General features: G+C 61.6%; 12 protein-coding genes. 6 read left to right on the top strand and 6 right to left on the bottom strand.

Going from position 1 to position 15,828, the window contains the following annotated elements; translation table 11 throughout:
* The first annotated feature begins 107 nt into the window (after window positions 1-107).
* The gene (locus HU770_RS07750; protein ID WP_033702690.1) at window positions 108-1,718 is read left to right on the top strand and encodes an FMN-binding glutamate synthase family protein; all 1,611 of its coding nucleotides are present in this window, start codon (window positions 108-110) and stop codon (window positions 1,716-1,718) included.
* A 13-nt stretch (window positions 1,719-1,731) separates the two neighbouring features.
* Here HU770_RS07750 and HU770_RS07745 read toward each other — a convergent pair whose 3' ends face one another.
* From HU770_RS07745 to HU770_RS07730, 4 genes are all read right to left on the bottom strand, one after another.
* Entirely contained in the window at window positions 1,732-3,243 is a 1,512-nt protein-coding gene (locus HU770_RS07745; RefSeq protein WP_186663434.1) for a glycosyltransferase family 39 protein, read from the bottom strand.
* Window positions 3,243-4,205: a glycosyltransferase family 2 protein gene (locus HU770_RS07740; protein ID WP_186656681.1), complete on the bottom strand. Its 963-nt coding sequence runs from the start codon at window positions 4,203-4,205 to the stop codon at window positions 3,243-3,245. Before HU770_RS07740 ends, HU770_RS07745 begins: the two co-directional genes overlap by 1 nt.
* Window positions 4,190-4,573: a GtrA family protein gene (locus HU770_RS07735; protein WP_186656888.1), complete on the bottom strand. Its 384-nt coding sequence runs from the start codon at window positions 4,571-4,573 to the stop codon at window positions 4,190-4,192. Before HU770_RS07735 ends, HU770_RS07740 begins: the two co-directional genes overlap by 16 nt.
* A gap of 146 nt (window positions 4,574-4,719) precedes the next feature.
* Window positions 4,720-6,138 carry an amino acid permease gene (locus HU770_RS07730; RefSeq protein WP_033702692.1) on the bottom strand — a complete coding sequence of 473 codons (1,419 nt, stop codon included), beginning with the start codon at window positions 6,136-6,138 and terminating at the stop codon, window positions 4,720-4,722.
* Window positions 6,139-6,562: 424 nt separating this feature from the next.
* Here HU770_RS07730 and HU770_RS07725 point away from each other — a divergent pair, with 424 nt between their 5' ends.
* The 3 genes from HU770_RS07725 to HU770_RS07715 all read left to right on the top strand — a co-directional run bounded on the left by HU770_RS07725 (window position 6,563) and on the right by HU770_RS07715 (window position 11,088).
* Window positions 6,563-9,700 carry a transglycosylase domain-containing protein gene (locus HU770_RS07725; RefSeq protein WP_186663433.1) on the top strand — a complete coding sequence of 1,046 codons (3,138 nt, stop codon included), beginning with the start codon at window positions 6,563-6,565 and terminating at the stop codon, window positions 9,698-9,700.
* Window positions 9,701-9,787: 87 nt separating this feature from the next.
* Entirely contained in the window at window positions 9,788-10,330 is a 543-nt protein-coding gene (locus tag HU770_RS07720) for a PadR family transcriptional regulator (RefSeq protein ID WP_095064248.1), read from the top strand.
* Window positions 10,327-11,088, top strand: coding sequence for a siderophore-interacting protein (locus HU770_RS07715; protein ID WP_186656676.1), 762 nt, complete (start codon window positions 10,327-10,329; stop codon window positions 11,086-11,088). The genes HU770_RS07720 and HU770_RS07715 overlap by 4 nt, the downstream gene beginning before the upstream one ends.
* Before the next feature lie 46 nt (window positions 11,089-11,134).
* Here the strand turns inward: HU770_RS07715 and HU770_RS07710 are convergent, their stop codons facing one another.
* Both HU770_RS07710 and HU770_RS07705 read right to left on the bottom strand, forming a co-directional pair.
* Entirely contained in the window at window positions 11,135-11,785 is a 651-nt protein-coding gene (locus HU770_RS07710; protein WP_186656675.1) for a Pr6Pr family membrane protein, read from the bottom strand.
* Between the two features lies 1 nt (window position 11,786).
* Window positions 11,787-12,008, bottom strand: coding sequence for a VF530 family protein (locus tag HU770_RS07705; RefSeq protein ID WP_095064225.1), 222 nt, complete (start codon window positions 12,006-12,008; stop codon window positions 11,787-11,789).
* Between the two features lie 165 nt (window positions 12,009-12,173).
* Here HU770_RS07705 and HU770_RS07700 point away from each other — a divergent pair, with 165 nt between their 5' ends.
* On the top strand, window positions 12,174-14,225 hold the full coding sequence (locus HU770_RS07700; RefSeq protein WP_186663432.1) for a TonB-dependent receptor: 2,052 nt from the start codon (window positions 12,174-12,176) through the stop codon (window positions 14,223-14,225).
* Between the two features lie 265 nt (window positions 14,226-14,490).
* The gene (locus HU770_RS07695; RefSeq protein ID WP_047583634.1) at window positions 14,491-15,825 is read left to right on the top strand and encodes a carbohydrate porin; all 1,335 of its coding nucleotides are present in this window, start codon (window positions 14,491-14,493) and stop codon (window positions 15,823-15,825) included.
* Window positions 15,826-15,828: the final 3 nt, after the last annotated feature.

The following is a 15,828-nucleotide window of genomic DNA, read 5'->3' as shown; positions in this document are numbered from 1 at the left end:
AATGATTTTCGATACCCCGATTTTCATTTTCACTACCGCCCAACCGGGCTATGGTCGGGGTTTGCCCCAGGCCCCTGAGCCTGACCGCGCCATCGCAAGGACCCCGTATGAGCCTGTCACTTCTCAGCCGCTACGCCTTCTTCGCCGCCTGTGTACTGTTCACCCTGGCGAGCCTGCCGTTCACCCACCACGAGTGGTTGTGGCCCTTCACCCTGACCACTGCCGTACTCAGCCTGATCGGCGTGTTCGACCTGCTGCAAAAGCGCCACGCAGTACGCCGCAACTACCCGATCCTCGGCAACATCCGCTACCTGGTCGAGGGCATTCGCCCGGAAATCCGCCAGTACCTGCTCGAAGCCGACAGCGACGCCCTGCCCTTCTCCCGCGCTCAGCGCTCGCTGGTGTATGCCCGGGCCAAGAACGAAGCCTCGGACAAACCCTTCGGCACCCTGATCGACGTCTACCAGTCCGGCTTCGAATTCATCGGCCACTCCATGCGCCCGGCACCGCTGACCGACCCTGCGGGTTTTCGCATCGTCGTCGGCGGGCCGCAGTGCAGCCAGCCGTATTCGGCATCGATCTTCAACATTTCGGCGATGAGTTTCGGTTCACTCAGCGCCAACGCCATCCGCGCCCTGAACGAAGGCGCCAAGCTGGGCAACTTCGCCCATGACACCGGCGAAGGCAGCATCAGCCCCTACCACCGCGAACACGGTGGCGACCTGGTGTGGGAGCTGGGCAGCGGCTACTTTGGCTGCCGTACCGCAGACGGGCGGTTCGACCCGGAACGCTTCGCCGCCCAGGCACGTACCCCCCAGGTACGGATGATCGAAATCAAGATGAGCCAAGGCGCCAAGCCCGGCCACGGCGGCATCCTGCCCAAGCACAAGGTGACCCAGGAAATTGCCGAAACCCGCGGCATCCTCATGGGCGAGGACTGCATTTCGCCGTCGCGCCACAGCGCCTTCTCGACGCCGATTGAAATGATGCAGTTCATTGCCCAGTTGCGCGAGCTGTCCGGCGGCAAGCCGGTGGGCTTCAAGTTCTGCCTGGGCCACCCATGGGAGTTCATGGGCATCGCCAAGGCCATGCTGGAAACTGGCATCCTCCCCGATTTCATCGTCGTCGACGGCAAGGAAGGGGGCACTGGCGCGGCGCCAGTGGAGTTCACCGACCATATCGGCGTGCCGCTGCGCGAAGGCTTGCTGTTCGTGCATAACACCTTGGTCGGCCTGAACCTGCGCGACAAGATCAAGCTCGGTGCCAGTGGCAAGATCGTCAGTGCTTTCGACATCGCCAGCGTATTGGCCATCGGCGCCGACTGGGCCAACGCAGCGCGTGGCTTCATGTTCGCGATTGGTTGCATCCAGTCGCAGAGCTGCCATACCAACAAGTGCCCGACCGGTGTGGCCACTCAGGACCCGTTGCGCCAGCGCGCACTGGTGGTGCCGGACAAGGCCCAGCGGGTACTGAACTTCCACCACAACACCCTGCGCGCCCTGGCCGAAATGCTCGCTGCGGCCGGCCTGGAACACCCGGCACAGCTGGAAGCCAAGCACTTGGTGCGACGGGTATCGGCCACTGAGATCAAGCTGTTCTCGCAGATGCATGTGTTCCTCAAACCGGGGGAGTTGCTGACCGGTGAGGTGGATGGGCAGTTCTATTCGCGGATGTGGCAGATGGCGCGGGCCGACAGTTTCGAGCCACAAGCGGCCTGAGGCGGCTCACGGTTCAGCGATTGGCTTGTTCTGGCACTGCAAACAACAATGCCTTGAACGAGCCCTCGACGATTTCATCAACTTTCACCCACCCGTCGAGGGGCATACGCGGCGTGTAAGCAGACGAAGGTTCAGTCACCAGCCAGAGACGTTTGAAGTGGTTCGCCAGTCTTTGTGGCGTTGTTACGTAAAGCTCATCCGAGCGTTGATAAAACAACGTCAAGGTACCGTAGGTGGTCGCCGCCTTACCGGTCGCATCAGGTTCAATCTGGGTATAGAGAAATGCCGGGCGTCCCGTGGCATTGTAGTACTCGATCGAGAGGTAGTGCCTTTTGCGATCGCCTAACAAAGCATCCCCTGAGCGCCAGTACTTATTAACATGTGCCATCACCGTACCCAGATCACCCCCCGGCTTGGCCTGGTAATTGTAGGCATAGGCCAGCCCTGCAAGTTCGATGAACAGACAGCCAGCAACCGATGCCAGTAACGTTCGCCTCGGCCACGTATCAGCGGCGACCGCTACCAGCAACGGCAGCCCCATGAGGGAGAAAAGCAGATAACGGTTGATGAATAACGGCATGGCATAGGAGACCAGCCAGACGACAAGGATGGGAACAAAGCAATAACTCAATAGCAATACATTCGGCTGCCCACGCGTCGAGACATGGCGCAATACCCGTAGCGAAGCAAACACGAGAAAAATGGACAGCAACACAGACAAGACGTCTGCATAGGCAGCCTCCTCACATTGGGTAAACGCATTCCAGAACGATCGCGGCATGCTCAAGAGGGAAGCCGGATAGTGAACAATCCAGGCCACCAACTCACGGTGATGCAGTTGACGATACAAGATGGGCAGCCAAGGCAGATAGGCCAAGACGATTCCCACATGCCCCACCCACCAGGCACGAGCCAACACAAGTCGCTTGCCATGTGAATCCCTAGTCACTGACAGGTAGACCCAATTGGCCAATGCGCACAAGGCTGCAAAGTAGTGGGTGTACAACGCGGCGACCATGAGTAGGCTGTAGGCAACCAGGTAGAGGTTTTTTTGCCTGGATACCCACTGCCAAAGCATGTAGATCGCCGACAGCAGCAGCAGACTCAGCAACGCGTACATTCGGGCTTCCTGGCTAAAACGTATGGCCATGGGAAAGAATGCCAACAAGAGGCCAGCAATCATTGCGGCACGCCAAGACGCCAGGTGCCTTGTCAGCAACATACCCATGCCTACCGAAGCGACGCCCGCGCAAACGCTCAAACTACGCACCGCCAGCGCATCGCTGCCAAACCACTGCATCCAGTAATGCAGAATCAAGTAATACAGGGGCGGATGGACGTCCCGGGCGGTATGAAACAGTATCTGCTCAGGCGACAGGCGGCTGAGTAAGACACTGAATGCCTCATCCAGCCAGATAGTGCGCGTCGTCACCTGATGAAAGCGCAAGGCAGCACTCATCAGCAAAATTGCCACGACCACGCAAGCTTTTGCACGGGTCTCTTGCCAGCGTAGCGAAACGGCCATTATCTCTCCTTGATCAACACCCGCCCTGATTGCGCCGGGTCACACCCGACCTTGCCCCTGACGACATAACGAGGGCGATGCTTGGATTCCATGTAGATACGGCCAATGTATTCACCCAAGACTCCGATCCCGATCAACTGCACGCCACCGAGAAACAAGATGGCCGTCATCAGCGAGGGATAGCCTGGGACAGGGTTGCCAAAGATCAGCTTGTCAGCGACCAGCACCGCTGCGTAAACCAACGCTGTGAAGGCGATAGTCCCGCCCACATAGGTCCACAGCCGCAACGGTACAGTGCTGAACGAGGTGATGCCGTCCAATGCCAGATTCCATAACTTCCAGGCGTTGAAACGGCTACCGCCCTGAGCCCGTGCAGCGCGCTCATATTCAACCACCGTGGTGCTGAACCCCGCCCAGGACAGCATGCCTTTCATGAACAGCTGTTGTTCAGGCATCGACTTGATCACGTCCACGACTTTGCGGTCGAGCAGCCGGAAGTCACCGACGTTCTCTTCAATGTGTATCTGCGATATCCGCTTGAGCAAAAAGTAGAAGCCTCCGGCCGTTAATCGCTTCAAGTAGCTGTCACTGGAACGGTCCCGGCGCTTGGCAAGCACCACTTCAAAACCGGCTCGCCACTGCTCGATCAACAGGGGTATGACCTCTACCGGATCCTGCAGGTCGACATCGATAGGGATAACTGCATCGCCACGGGCCATTTCCAGCCCGGCGAGGAGTGCCGCTTCCTTGCCAAAGTTACGTGAGAGGTCGACCAGCATGACATCCGGGTCACCCGCAATCAGCTGACGAACCTGCTGTTCACTGCCGTCCTGGCTGCCATCATTGACGAAGATCACCTCGACCCTTGCCGGTTCCCCGTGCAGCGCACGGCGCACCGCGTCATAGAATGGGCGGATTGCCAGTTCTTCATCGAATATCGGGACGATCAGCGAAATAACCATTTGCGCTGCTCCGTGAAGATCCACCGCGACAACAGGAAACCCAGCAGCAGACTCATGGCTGAGTACAACGTGACAGTGACAACCGGCCGCCACTGCTGATTGTCAGCGATAGCCCCCAGCGCCAGGCTGAGGCTGCCCATACCGGCCACGAACACCAGATACCGCAAGAGCGAAATACGCACCTTGAAGGTATATCGGGAGTTGGCCAGAAAAGAGAACGACAACGCTGTGAAGAAGGCAGTGAGGTTACTGATCGCCTGGTCAGTACCGGCAAACAGTTGCATGGCAGTGAACACTGCCACGTGGATGGCGGTATTGAAGATACCGACGATCACGTACTTGAAAAACGCGGGTGCTCTGCATCGCATGGTCACAGATGCCCTTCCTTGCCTGGCCTGAACGCCACGTTAGGCAATAAATCTAGGGCGTTCTACTGACAAAAATGCCAGTTGACGAGCAATGACCCAGAAGGGCTGTAGCTGAAAGGGCCGCCCGAAGGCGGCCCCCGGCCTCGTCAGGACGCTGGGCTGACGATGCCCTGCGGCTGTTTCGGCGCCAGGCGGAAGGTGTAGTACAAAGCGGTCAGCAACACCAGGAACGCCGGGCCGATATACAGCGCCACGCGGGTGTCTTCGAAGTACGCCATCAGCCCTACCACCAGCACCAGGAAGGCCAGTGCCAGGTAGGAGCTCAGTGGCCACAGCCACATGCGGTATTTCAGCGCCTTGCGCTCGGCAGTGGTGAGCCCGGCGCGGAACTTCAGCTGCGCCAGCAGGATCATCACCCAAGTCCAGATCGCGCCGAAGGTGGCGATCGACGTCACCCAGACAAAGACCTTTTCCGGCACCAGGTAGTTGGCCAGCACGCCCAGCAGCAGCGCGCCGATCGACAGCAGCAGCGCATTGCGCGGCACGCCGTTTTTCGAGGTGCGGGCAAAGGTGGCCGGGGCCTGGCCATTCTGCGCCAGGCTGTAGAGCATGCGACCGGTGCTGAAGATACCGCCGTTGCACGACGACAGTGCTGCAGTGATGACCACGAAGTTGATGATGCCGGCAGCGGTCTTGATACCAAGGCGTTCGAAGGTCATGACGAACGGGCTGCCCTGGCTGCCGATCTCGTTCCACGGGTAGATCGACAGGATCACGAACAACGCCCCTACGTAGAACAGCAGGATGCGCCAGAACACCGAACCGATGGCCTGCGGAATGGTTTTTTGCGGGTTGCGTGCCTCGCCGGCGGTCAGGCCGATCATTTCCACGCCCAGGTAGGCGAACATCACCATCTGCAGCGACATCAGCACGCCGGTCACGCCGTTGGGCATGAAACCGCCATTGCTCCACAGGTTGGAGATACCCATGGCCACGCCGTCGTTGCCCAGGCCGAAGGCAATGATGCCGATACCGCCCAGGACCATGGCAATGATGGTGACGATCTTGATCAGGGCGAACCAGAACTCGAACTCACCGAACGCCTTGACCGCCACCAGGTTGACCGCGCCCATGCTGCCCAGCGCCGCCAAGGCCCAGATCCAGCGGGGGACGTCGGGGAACCAGATGCCCATGTAGATGGCCACGGCGGTGATTTCCGCCACGCAGGTCACCAGCCACAGGAACCAATAGTTCCAGCCGGTGAGAAAGCCCGCCAACGGGCCGAGGTAATCCTGGGCATAGCGGCTGAACGAGCCGGCAACGGGGTTGTGCACGGCCATCTCGCCGAGGGCACGCATGATCACCAGGATGGCCAGGCCACCAATGATGTAGGACAGCATGATGGCTGGGCCGGCCATTTCGATGGCTTTGGCCGAACCGAGGAAAAGACCGACACCGATACAGGCGCCCAGCGCCATCAGACGGATGTGCCGTTCGCCAAGTTCACGCTTCAGAGGGCCGCCCTGGGCGGTCTCGGCGTGGGCAGGGTGGTTGCCGACGGGCATAGCAATACAACCTCATTTTGTTATTGGATTTGACCTTCGTGCAGCACCGGCCGCGCCGATAGGCGGGACGTAGACTTGCCGGGCTGGCCTCGTGGGCCGGCCCGTGTGCCGGCGTAGAGCGTCCGGCAGGGCGAAGGGGGCGAGCAGTATAGGAAGCTCCCTGTAGGGATTTTCACTGTATAAACGGGGAAATTCGGCGAGAAATCTCGCCCCTGCGGGCGCGGCCTTGAGTCGCGACAAGGGCTGCGAAGCCGCCGTAAAAATCCTGTAGCCACCTTAACAACATCGCCTCCCCCCGAAACCCACACCAAAGCCGCATATCCCTACGCCACTTTTCTCGCCCTCTTACAAATTTTTCACCTAACCCGGTCAACGTCTAAGCTTCAGACAAGCAAGACGAAAATACCTGGCCGGATTGAAGACTATGGGCGCACTGTGGCAATCGGAACCAACCAGAACGGAAGCACCCGCAACCCCTCCGGCCGAGACGCCACCTGTAAAGTCCCCACGTCAGCGTCGGCTCTGGTGGCGGCTGATCATCCTCATCCTGCTGGTGGCCATCATCGCCCTCGGCTTTGCCGCCTATGACGAATTCCGCACCTCCAACCTGCAATCGCGGGAATTCAGCAAACTGGCCACCACCCTGACCTATTCGCTGCAGCCAGGGCCCAGCGATGCCATCGTCTACCCCGGTGAAGGCCCCTTCGACAAACGCCTGGGCTACAGCGCGCTAGGCGAATTCCTGCCGCGGTTGCTCAAGCGCGACTACCTGATCAGCGAACAGGTGAAGTTCTCCCCCGCGTTGATGAACTACGTCGATCACGGCCTGTTCGCCCCCTATATCGAGAAGATCCAGGCCGGCCTGTCGATCACCGACTGCCGTGGCGACACGCTCTACCAATACAACTACCCGCAACACCTGTACCCGAACTTTGCGGCGATCCCGCCGGTGATCGTCAACAGCCTATTGTTCATAGAAAACCGCGACCTGCTCGACAGCAAGGACCCGCGCAACAACCCCGCGGTCGACTGGCCGCGCTTCGCCAAGGCGGCCTACAGCCAAGTGGCCAAGTACTTTGCCCTGCCCGGCCAGTCGGCTGGCGGCAGTACTTTGGCAACGCAGCTTGAGAAGTACCGCCACTCACCGGATGGCCTGACCGTTTCTGGCGCCGAGAAGATTCGCCAGATGATTTCTGCCAGCGTGCGCGCCTATCAAGGCGGCCCGGACACCACCGAGGCGCGCCAGCGCATCGTGCGCGACTACCTCAACAGCGTGCCGCTTTCGGCTGTGCCGGGCCACGGCGAAGTGCATGGCATGGCTGAGGGCCTGCGGGTGTGGTACGGCGCCGATTTCGACCAGGTCAACCAGGCCCTGACCTCGACCGCCCAAGACCCTGAAAGCCTGGCCGCGCGTGGCCTGGCCCTGCGCCAGGTGCTGTCGTTGATGATCGCCCAGCGCCGCCCCTCGCATTACCTGTCCAAAGGCCGGGTCGAACTGGCCGAACTCACCGACTCGCATGTTCGCGTACTCGTCGCCAACCAAGTCATCGACCAGCCGCTGGCCGACGCGGCGCTGGCCAGCAAGGCGGTGTATCGCGACTGGGTGGCGCAACCGACCATCGTTCCGATCATCACCAACAAAGGCATCAGCCTGGCCCGTAATCGCCTGGCGGCCATGCTCAACCGCCCGCTGTACGACCTCGACCGCCTCGACCTGTCGGCCACCAGCACCTTGCAGGCCGACCTGCAGATGCAAGTAAGCCAGTACCTGAAAAACCTCTCCGACCCCGAGTTTGCGGCACAGATCGGGCTGATCGGCGAGCGCCTGCTGACCGCCAAGACCACCGACCAGGTGCGCTACAGCTTCACGCTGTTCGAGCGCACCGAAGACGGCTCGCGGGTGCGGGTGCAGACGGACAGCACCGACCAGCCCTTCGACATCAACGAAGGCAGCAAGCTGGAGTTGGGTTCTACCGCCAAACTGCGGGTGCTCACCACCTACCTTGAGATCATTGCGGAGTTGCACGACAAGTACGCCGGCAAACCTGCTGCCGAGCTGAAAAAGGTCGAGGTGGCCGAACTGGACCGCCTCACCCAGTGGTCGCTGGAATGGCTGATGCAAAACAGCAAAAACCAGAACCTCGATGCGATGCTCGACGCCGCCCTGGAACGCAAGTATTCGGCCAATACCGGCGAAGCCTTCTTCACCGGGGGGGGCATGCACGTGTTCAACAACTTCCGCAAGGAAGACAACGGCCGCAACCCGACCCTGAAGATTGCCCTGCGCGAGTCGATCAACCTGCCGTTCATCCGGCTGATGCGCGACGTGGTGCGTTATGTGACCTACCAGCAGCCGTTCAACCGGGTACCGCTGCTCAAGGACGACGCCGACCCACGCCGCCAGGAATACCTGGCCCGCTTTGCCGACAAGGAAGGCACCAACTACCTGATGCGGTTCTGGAAGAAGTACCAGCGCAAGACCTCGCAGCAGCGCCTGGACACCTTCCTCGACAGCATGCGCGTGACCCCACAGCGCCTGGCGGCAGTGCACCGTTACCTGTTCCCCGAAGCCGGCCAGGAAACCTTCAATGGGTTTGTGCGCGCCCACAGCAAGGACGACAAGATCGCCCTGGGCAAGCTCACCGACGGTCGCCTGTCGGAAATGTACGACGCCTACGGCCCAGGCAAGTACGACTTGCCCGACCAGGGTTACATCGCCAAGGTCCACCCCCTCGACCTGTGGCTGCTCGGCTACCTGCTCAAACACCCAAGCTCGACGCTGACCGAAATGGTCAATGCCAGCCGCTTCGAACGCCAGGAGGTGTACGGCTGGTTGTTCAAGAGCCGTCACCAGGGCGCCCGCGACAGCCGCATCCGCACCATGGTCGAGATCGAAGCGTTCCTCGACATCCACCAACGCTGGAAGCGCGTGGGCTATCCGTTCGACCATCTGGTGCCGTCACTGGCCACCGCCATCGGCAGCTCGGGCGACCGCCCGGCCGCCCTCTCCGAGCTGGTCGGCATCATCCAGAACGACGGCGTGCGCCTGCCCACGTTGCGCATCGATACCCTGCACTTCGCCGATAACACGCCCTACGAGACCAAGCTGGTGAGTGACCCGGACCGCGGCCAACGGATCTTGCCGGTGGAGGTTGCTCGTGCGCTCAAAGGGGCCATGTCGCAAGTGGTAGACGCGGGTACCGCGCGGCGTATTTCCGGCAGTTTCAAGCTGCAAGACGGCACGCCACTGGTGATGGGCGGCAAGACCGGGACCGGCGACAACCGCATCGAAAGCTTCGGCGCTGGCGGCCGCTTGATCGGCTCGCGTTCGCTGAACCGTACCGCCACGTTCGTGTTCTTCCTGGGCGATAACCACTTCGGCACATTGACCGCATTCGTACCGGGGCGCACGGCGGAAGCCTTCAAATTCACCTCGGCATTGCCGGTGCAGGTGCTCAAGGGCATGGCACCGATCCTCATGCCATACCTGCAACCGGGCAACCCGAATGAGTGCAAAGCGCCCCAGGTAGCCATGCATGGGAATAACCCATCAACTATTTAGTTGATAATCATCTGCATCTAGGGCTTGTCTTTAGATATATCTTGAGTAATATCTTAAGATATATCGCACAAGACGGAGCCCATGATCATGCGCGAACATTCACCCCACGACCCTTTCGAGCGACGCCCCGGCCGCGGTGAACGCGGCCCACGCGTATTCGCCCCCGGCGACCTCAAGCTGCTGATGCTGGCCTTGCTGGCTGAGCAACCTGGCCACGGTTACGACCTGATCCGCCAGATCGAGAACCAGTTCGACGGCAGCTACAGCCCAAGCCCCGGCGTCATCTACCCGACCCTCAACTTCCTTGAGGAAGCCGAGCTGATCAGCGGCCAGCCCCAGGGCAGCAAACGCCTCTATGTCATCACCGATGCCGGCCGCAACGCCCTGGCCGAACAGGCTGTGGCCCTTGACGGCGTGCGCATGCGCATCGAAGTCAGCAAGCGCGCCCTGCGCGGCCACGACCGCCCACCCGAGATCCACGAGGCGGTCGGCAACCTGCGCCATGCCCTGCACATGCACAGCGGGCGCTGGACACCCGAAGAAATCGAGCGCGTCCGCGACCTGCTCAACACCACTGCCAAGGCCATCGCCTCCGGGCCGGCCAACCCTGTTTCGGAGAACACCCCATGAGTGACACCATTCACCGCGTCAACCATGAGATACGCCAACGCCGCCTCGAGGTGCTGCGCGTCACCGACCTGACCCCGCGCATGCGCCGTATCACCCTGGGGGGCGCGGAACTGGCGGGCTTTACCAGCGTCGGCACTGATGACCACGTGAAGCTGTTGTTTGCCGAAACGCCGGAGCAACAGCAAGCGATCGAAGCACGCAATCTGGGCCGCGACGGTGGCGCACGCCCCACCATGCGCGAATACACCCCACGGCGCATCGACCTGGTCGGCCATGAGCTGGACCTCGACTTCGTCCTGCACGGTGATGGCCCTGCCTCCACCTGGGCCGCCCAGGCTAAACCGGGCCAGTACCTGAACATCGCCGGCCCACGGGCCTCGATGGTGGTACCGGACATCTTCGACAGCTACTTGCTGATCGGTGACGAAACCGCGATTCCTGCAATCGGGCGGCGCCTGGAAGAACTGCCTGCGGGGCGCCAGGTGCTGGCGGTGATCCAGATCGAAGACGAACAGGAGCGCCAGCCGCTGCCGAGCAAGGCACAAGTGGACGTGATCTGGGTACGGCGCCAGGAAGAAGACCTGCTGGCGCTGTTGAAGAACCTGACCTTGCCGCAAGGCAGGCTGTACGGTTGGGTAGCCCTGGAAAAAGCCCTGACCCGCCAGGCCAAGGCCTTGTTGCTGGAGAAAGGCGTGCAGGAAGATGCGCTGAAAGCGGCTGCCTACTGGCGCGCCGACGGTACTGCGGACGACGCGTGATGGGCCCGGGTACAAACAACCTGACAGTCACCAGAACCCCGCTAAATCAATGATTTAGCGGTTGTTCCATGACAGAGCGGCCGCGCCACCGGTCCAGGCCAAGCAGCACCAGGCCAATCGCCCAGAACCCTGCCAACACCCCCAGCGCATTGAGCATCACCTGCCCATACCCGAGGCTCGCCACGTCGATGAACGGGTAGGCATAGACGCCAATCTCACTCCCCCGCCACAGTGCATAGGCAAAATACAGCGCCGGGTACAGCGCCCAGGCCGCCAGGTGCCACAGCCGCAACCTGCCCTTGGGCACGGCAAACCACCAGTACACCACGAACAGCGCGGGCATCACATCGTGCAGCAACTCGTCCGCCAGCCACTGCCAGCCCTCGGGCTGCCACAGGTGGCGCAACAGCACGCTGTAGGCCAGCGCCACCAGCACGATACTGGCCGCTACAGCAGAACTCACCGACGGCAGTAGAAAGAAGCGCCTGGCGCGACCCTCCCGGCCGAATGCCGCATAACTCAGCACCGTCGCCACCAGGGTGTTGGTCAACACGGTGAAGTAGCCGAACACGTTGACCAGGCCGCCAATCAGGCTGGCCTGCTCCTGCCAGCGCGCCAGCAATACCAGGTAGACCTGCACGGCCAGGCCGAACCAGCCGAGCACGGCGGCCAGGCACAGCCACGGGTGGCGCCGCATCTCAGGCGTTGCGCTGCAGCTTCACGTACAGCTGCTCGACCTTCTCCCGCGCCCAAGGGGTCTTGCGCAGAAAAGTCAGGCTCGACTTGATGGTCGGGTTGCTCTTGAAGCAGCGCACGTCGACGCGCTCGGCAAGGCCCTGCCATTGGTAGTGAGCCACCAGCTCGGTGAGGATCTGCTCCAGGGTCTTGCCGTGCAGCGCGTTGTGTTGGGCCGTGCTCATGCCAGTGCTCCAGCGTGGGAAAGGTGCGCACCTTACACGAGTGTAGTGGCCGGGGAACCTCAAGCCGCTTGAAAAACCGCTGGCCAGAGGCAAAACCCTTGTGATGAAATAGCAATGTTATACAGTTACATTACAACCGCCTCTGCTAAGGAACGCCCCATCCCCATGCTGTACATCCCGCTCCGCCTCTCCCCCCTCGCCGTCGCGCTCTGGCTGGCCTCATCCCCCAGCCAGGCCGTTGAACTCGAACCCCAGGTGATCACCGCCAACCCGCTGGGCAACCGTCAGCTGGCCGCCCCAAATACAGTGCTCGAAGGCGACGACCTGCTGCAGCAGCAACAAGGCAGCCTCGGTGAAACCCTGAACAAACAGCCCGGTGTCGCCTCTACCTGGTTCGGCCCAGGCGCCAGCCGCCCGGTGATCCGCGGCCTGGACGGCGACCGCATTCGCATTCTGCGCAACGGCGTCGGCGCCCTGGATGCGTCGTCGCTGTCCTACGACCACGCCGTGCCGCTCGACCCGGTGACCGTGGAGCGCGTCGAAATCGTCCGCGGCCCCGCCGCCCTGCTGTATGGCGGCAATGCGATAGGCGGGGTGGTCAATACGTTCGACAACCGCATCCCCGATGCCCCCATCGAAGGCATCCACGGCGCTGGCGAGCTGCGTTATGGCGGTGCCGACACCACCCGCAGCAGCGCCGGCAAACTGGAGGCCGGCAACGGCGCCTTCGCCCTGCACCTGGACGCCAACAGCCGCCAGTTCAACGACCTGCGCATCCCCGGCTACGCCCGCAGCTCTAAAGTACGTGATGCCGACGAGCCGGGCAGCAAGCACCGCCTGGAGAACAGCGACGGGCGCCAGGATGGCGGAGCGATCGGCGGCGCCTACCACTGGGATCACGGTTATGCCGGCTTGTCCTACAGCCGCTATGACAGCAACTACGGCTCGGTGGCCGAGCCTGGCGTACGCCTGGACATGCAACAGGATCACTACGGGTTCGCCTCCGAACTGCGTGACCTGGACGGCCCGTTCAGCTCGGTCAAGGTCGATGCCGGTTATACCGACTACGAACACCGCGAGATCGAACAAGGCGAGGTGCACACCACCTTCAAGAACAAGGGTTACGAGGCGCGCATCGAGGCACGCCATCAGCCACTCGGGCCCGTTGAAGGGGTGATCGGCGCCCAGGTCAGCCGCAACGAGTTCTCGGCACTCGGCGAGGAGGCTTTTGTGCCGCAGACCGATACCGACAGCCTGGCGCTGTTCATGCTCGAACAATGGCAGGCCACCGAGCGCCTGAACCTGAGCCTGGGCGCGCGTCTGGAACACACCCGGGTCGACCCAGATGCCAAGGGCAACGAAACCTTTTCCGCCGCTGACAGCGCCAGCAGTTTCAATGCTTTCAGCCTGTCATCGGGGGCGGTGTATCAACTCGACCCCATATGGTCGTTGGCCGCCAACCTGGCCTACACCGAGCGCGCCCCCACCTTCTATGAGTTGTATGCCAACGGTGCGCATGTGGCCACGGGGGCCTTTGAGGTGGGCGATGCCAGCCTGAACAAGGAAAAGGCCATTTCCGCCGACCTGGCCCTGCGCTTCGACAATGGCACCCACAAGGGCAGTGTCGGCGTGTTCTACAGCCACTTTCGCAACTACATTGGCCTGATCGGCACGGGCAACCTGCGTGAAGGCCATGACCACGACCATGGCGAAGATGACCATGACCACGATCATGACCACGACCACGGCGGCTTCCCGGAATACCAGTATCAGGGCGTGCGGGCGCGCTTCTATGGCATCGAAGCGCAAGACCGCTGGCAACTACTGCAGAACCGTTACGGCAGCTTCGCGCTGGAACTGTCCGGCGACTACACCCGGGCCAAGAACCTCGACAGTGGCGAGCCACTGCCGCGTATCGCACCGCTGCGGTTGAACAGCGGCCTGGTCTGGGAGCTGGATCGTTGGCAGGCGCGGGTCGATGTGCAGCACGCCTCGTCGCAACATCGCAAGCCGGGCAATGAGACCAGCACCGATGGCTACACCACGCTGGGCGCCAGCGTGGGCTACCGCTTCGACATCGGGCAAAGCCAGTGGTTGGCGTTTGTACGGGGTGAAAACCTGACGGACCAGACGGTACGTTATGCCAGTTCGATTCTGCGGGACATCGCGCCAGCGCCTGGGCGCAGTGTGCAAGTCGGGTTGCGTACGTCGTTTTGAAGTCCCCGGGGGGGCGCTTTGCGCCCCCTTCGCGGGTCAACCGGTCCCACAGGGTGGGCAAAAGTCAGTACCGCATGGAGCACTGTTACAGGTTCAACAACAATCAACTGCGACAATTTGTCTTTTTTTCTTACAACTTCCCCTATATCCTCCCCGCCGCAAGCTGAATCGCTTCATCGAATCTACCTTGTTGCCATTTCCATTGACGGGCTCGCCCTTCGATGCACTTGCCGTTTGTTCAATAATCAAAAGATAGCGCTATCTCATGTTTCTGTTGCCCAAAAACTGTTTCATCGGCCTCGCCTTGACCACACTTGCCGCCCCCACCAGCGCCAGCGAGATGTTCGCCAGCGATTCCCCCTGGATGCTGGGCGACTGGGGCGGTACCCGCAGTGAACTGCAGGCAAAAGGTTACGACTTCACCCTCGGCTACACCGGCGAGATGGGCAGCAACCTGCACGGTGGTTACGACCACGATCGCACCGCGCGCTACAGCGACCAGTTCACCTTCGGCAGCCACCTGGACCTGCAGAAGATTTTCGGCTGGAACGACACCGAGTTCCAACTGACCCTCACCGAGCGCCACGGCGACAACATCAGCAACGACCGTATCAACGACCCACGCGTCGGCGGCTTCACTTCCGCCCAGGAAGTCTGGGGCCGTGGTGAAACCTGGCGGCTCACGCAGCTGTGGGTCAAACAGAAGTATTTCGACGGCGCGCTGGACGTCAAATTCGGCCGCTTCGGTGAAGGTGAAGACTTCAACAGCTTCCCCTGCGACTTCCAGAACCTGGCCTTCTGCGGCTCGCAGGTGGGCAACTGGGTCGGCGGCATCTGGTACAACTGGCCGGTCAGCCAGTGGGCCCTGCGCGTGCGCTACAACCTGGCCGACACCCTGTATGCCCAGGTCGGCGTGTACGAGCAGAACCCCTCCAACCTGGAATCGGGCAACGGCTTCAAGCTCAGCGGCAGCGGCACCCAGGGCGCGATCATGCCGATCGAACTGGTGTGGAGCCCACGGGTCAATGGCCTGAAAGGGGAATATCGCGCCGGCTACTACTACAGTAATGCCAAGGCACAGGATGTGCTCGACGACAGCAACGGCCAGCCGGCCGCCCTCAGTGGCGCCGCCTACCGCAGCCGTTCGAGCAAGCACGGCATGTGGCTCGGCGCCCAGCAGCAGGTCACCTCGCTGGCGTCCGACCAGTCGCGCGGCCTGAGCCTGTTCGCCAACGCCACTTTGCACGACAAGAAGACCAATGCCATCGACAACTATGTTCAGGCAGGACTGGTATACAAAGGGCCTTTCGATGCCCGCGCCAAGGACGACATCGGCTTCGCCCTCGCCCGCGTGCACGTCAACCCGGCCTATCGCAAGAACGCCCGCCTGGCCAACCAGGCCGCCGGCCTCGACGACTACGACAACCCTGGTTTCCTGCCTGTGCAGGACACCGAGTACAGCGCCGAGCTGTACTACGGCATTCACCTGGCCGACTGGCTCACGGTGCGCCCCAACCTGCAGTACATCCGCCATCCGGGCGGGGTGTCGCAGGTGGACGGCGCCCTGATCGGCGGCCTGAAAATCCAGAGCAGTTTCTGAACC

The sequence above is a fragment of the Pseudomonas sp. SWRI68 genome (assembly GCF_014269165.1).
GTDB lineage: Bacteria > Pseudomonadota > Gammaproteobacteria > Pseudomonadales > Pseudomonadaceae > Aquipseudomonas > Aquipseudomonas capeferrum.
Note: the sequence above shows the minus strand (reverse complement) of the source record. Positions and strands in the feature narration are given on the sequence as shown.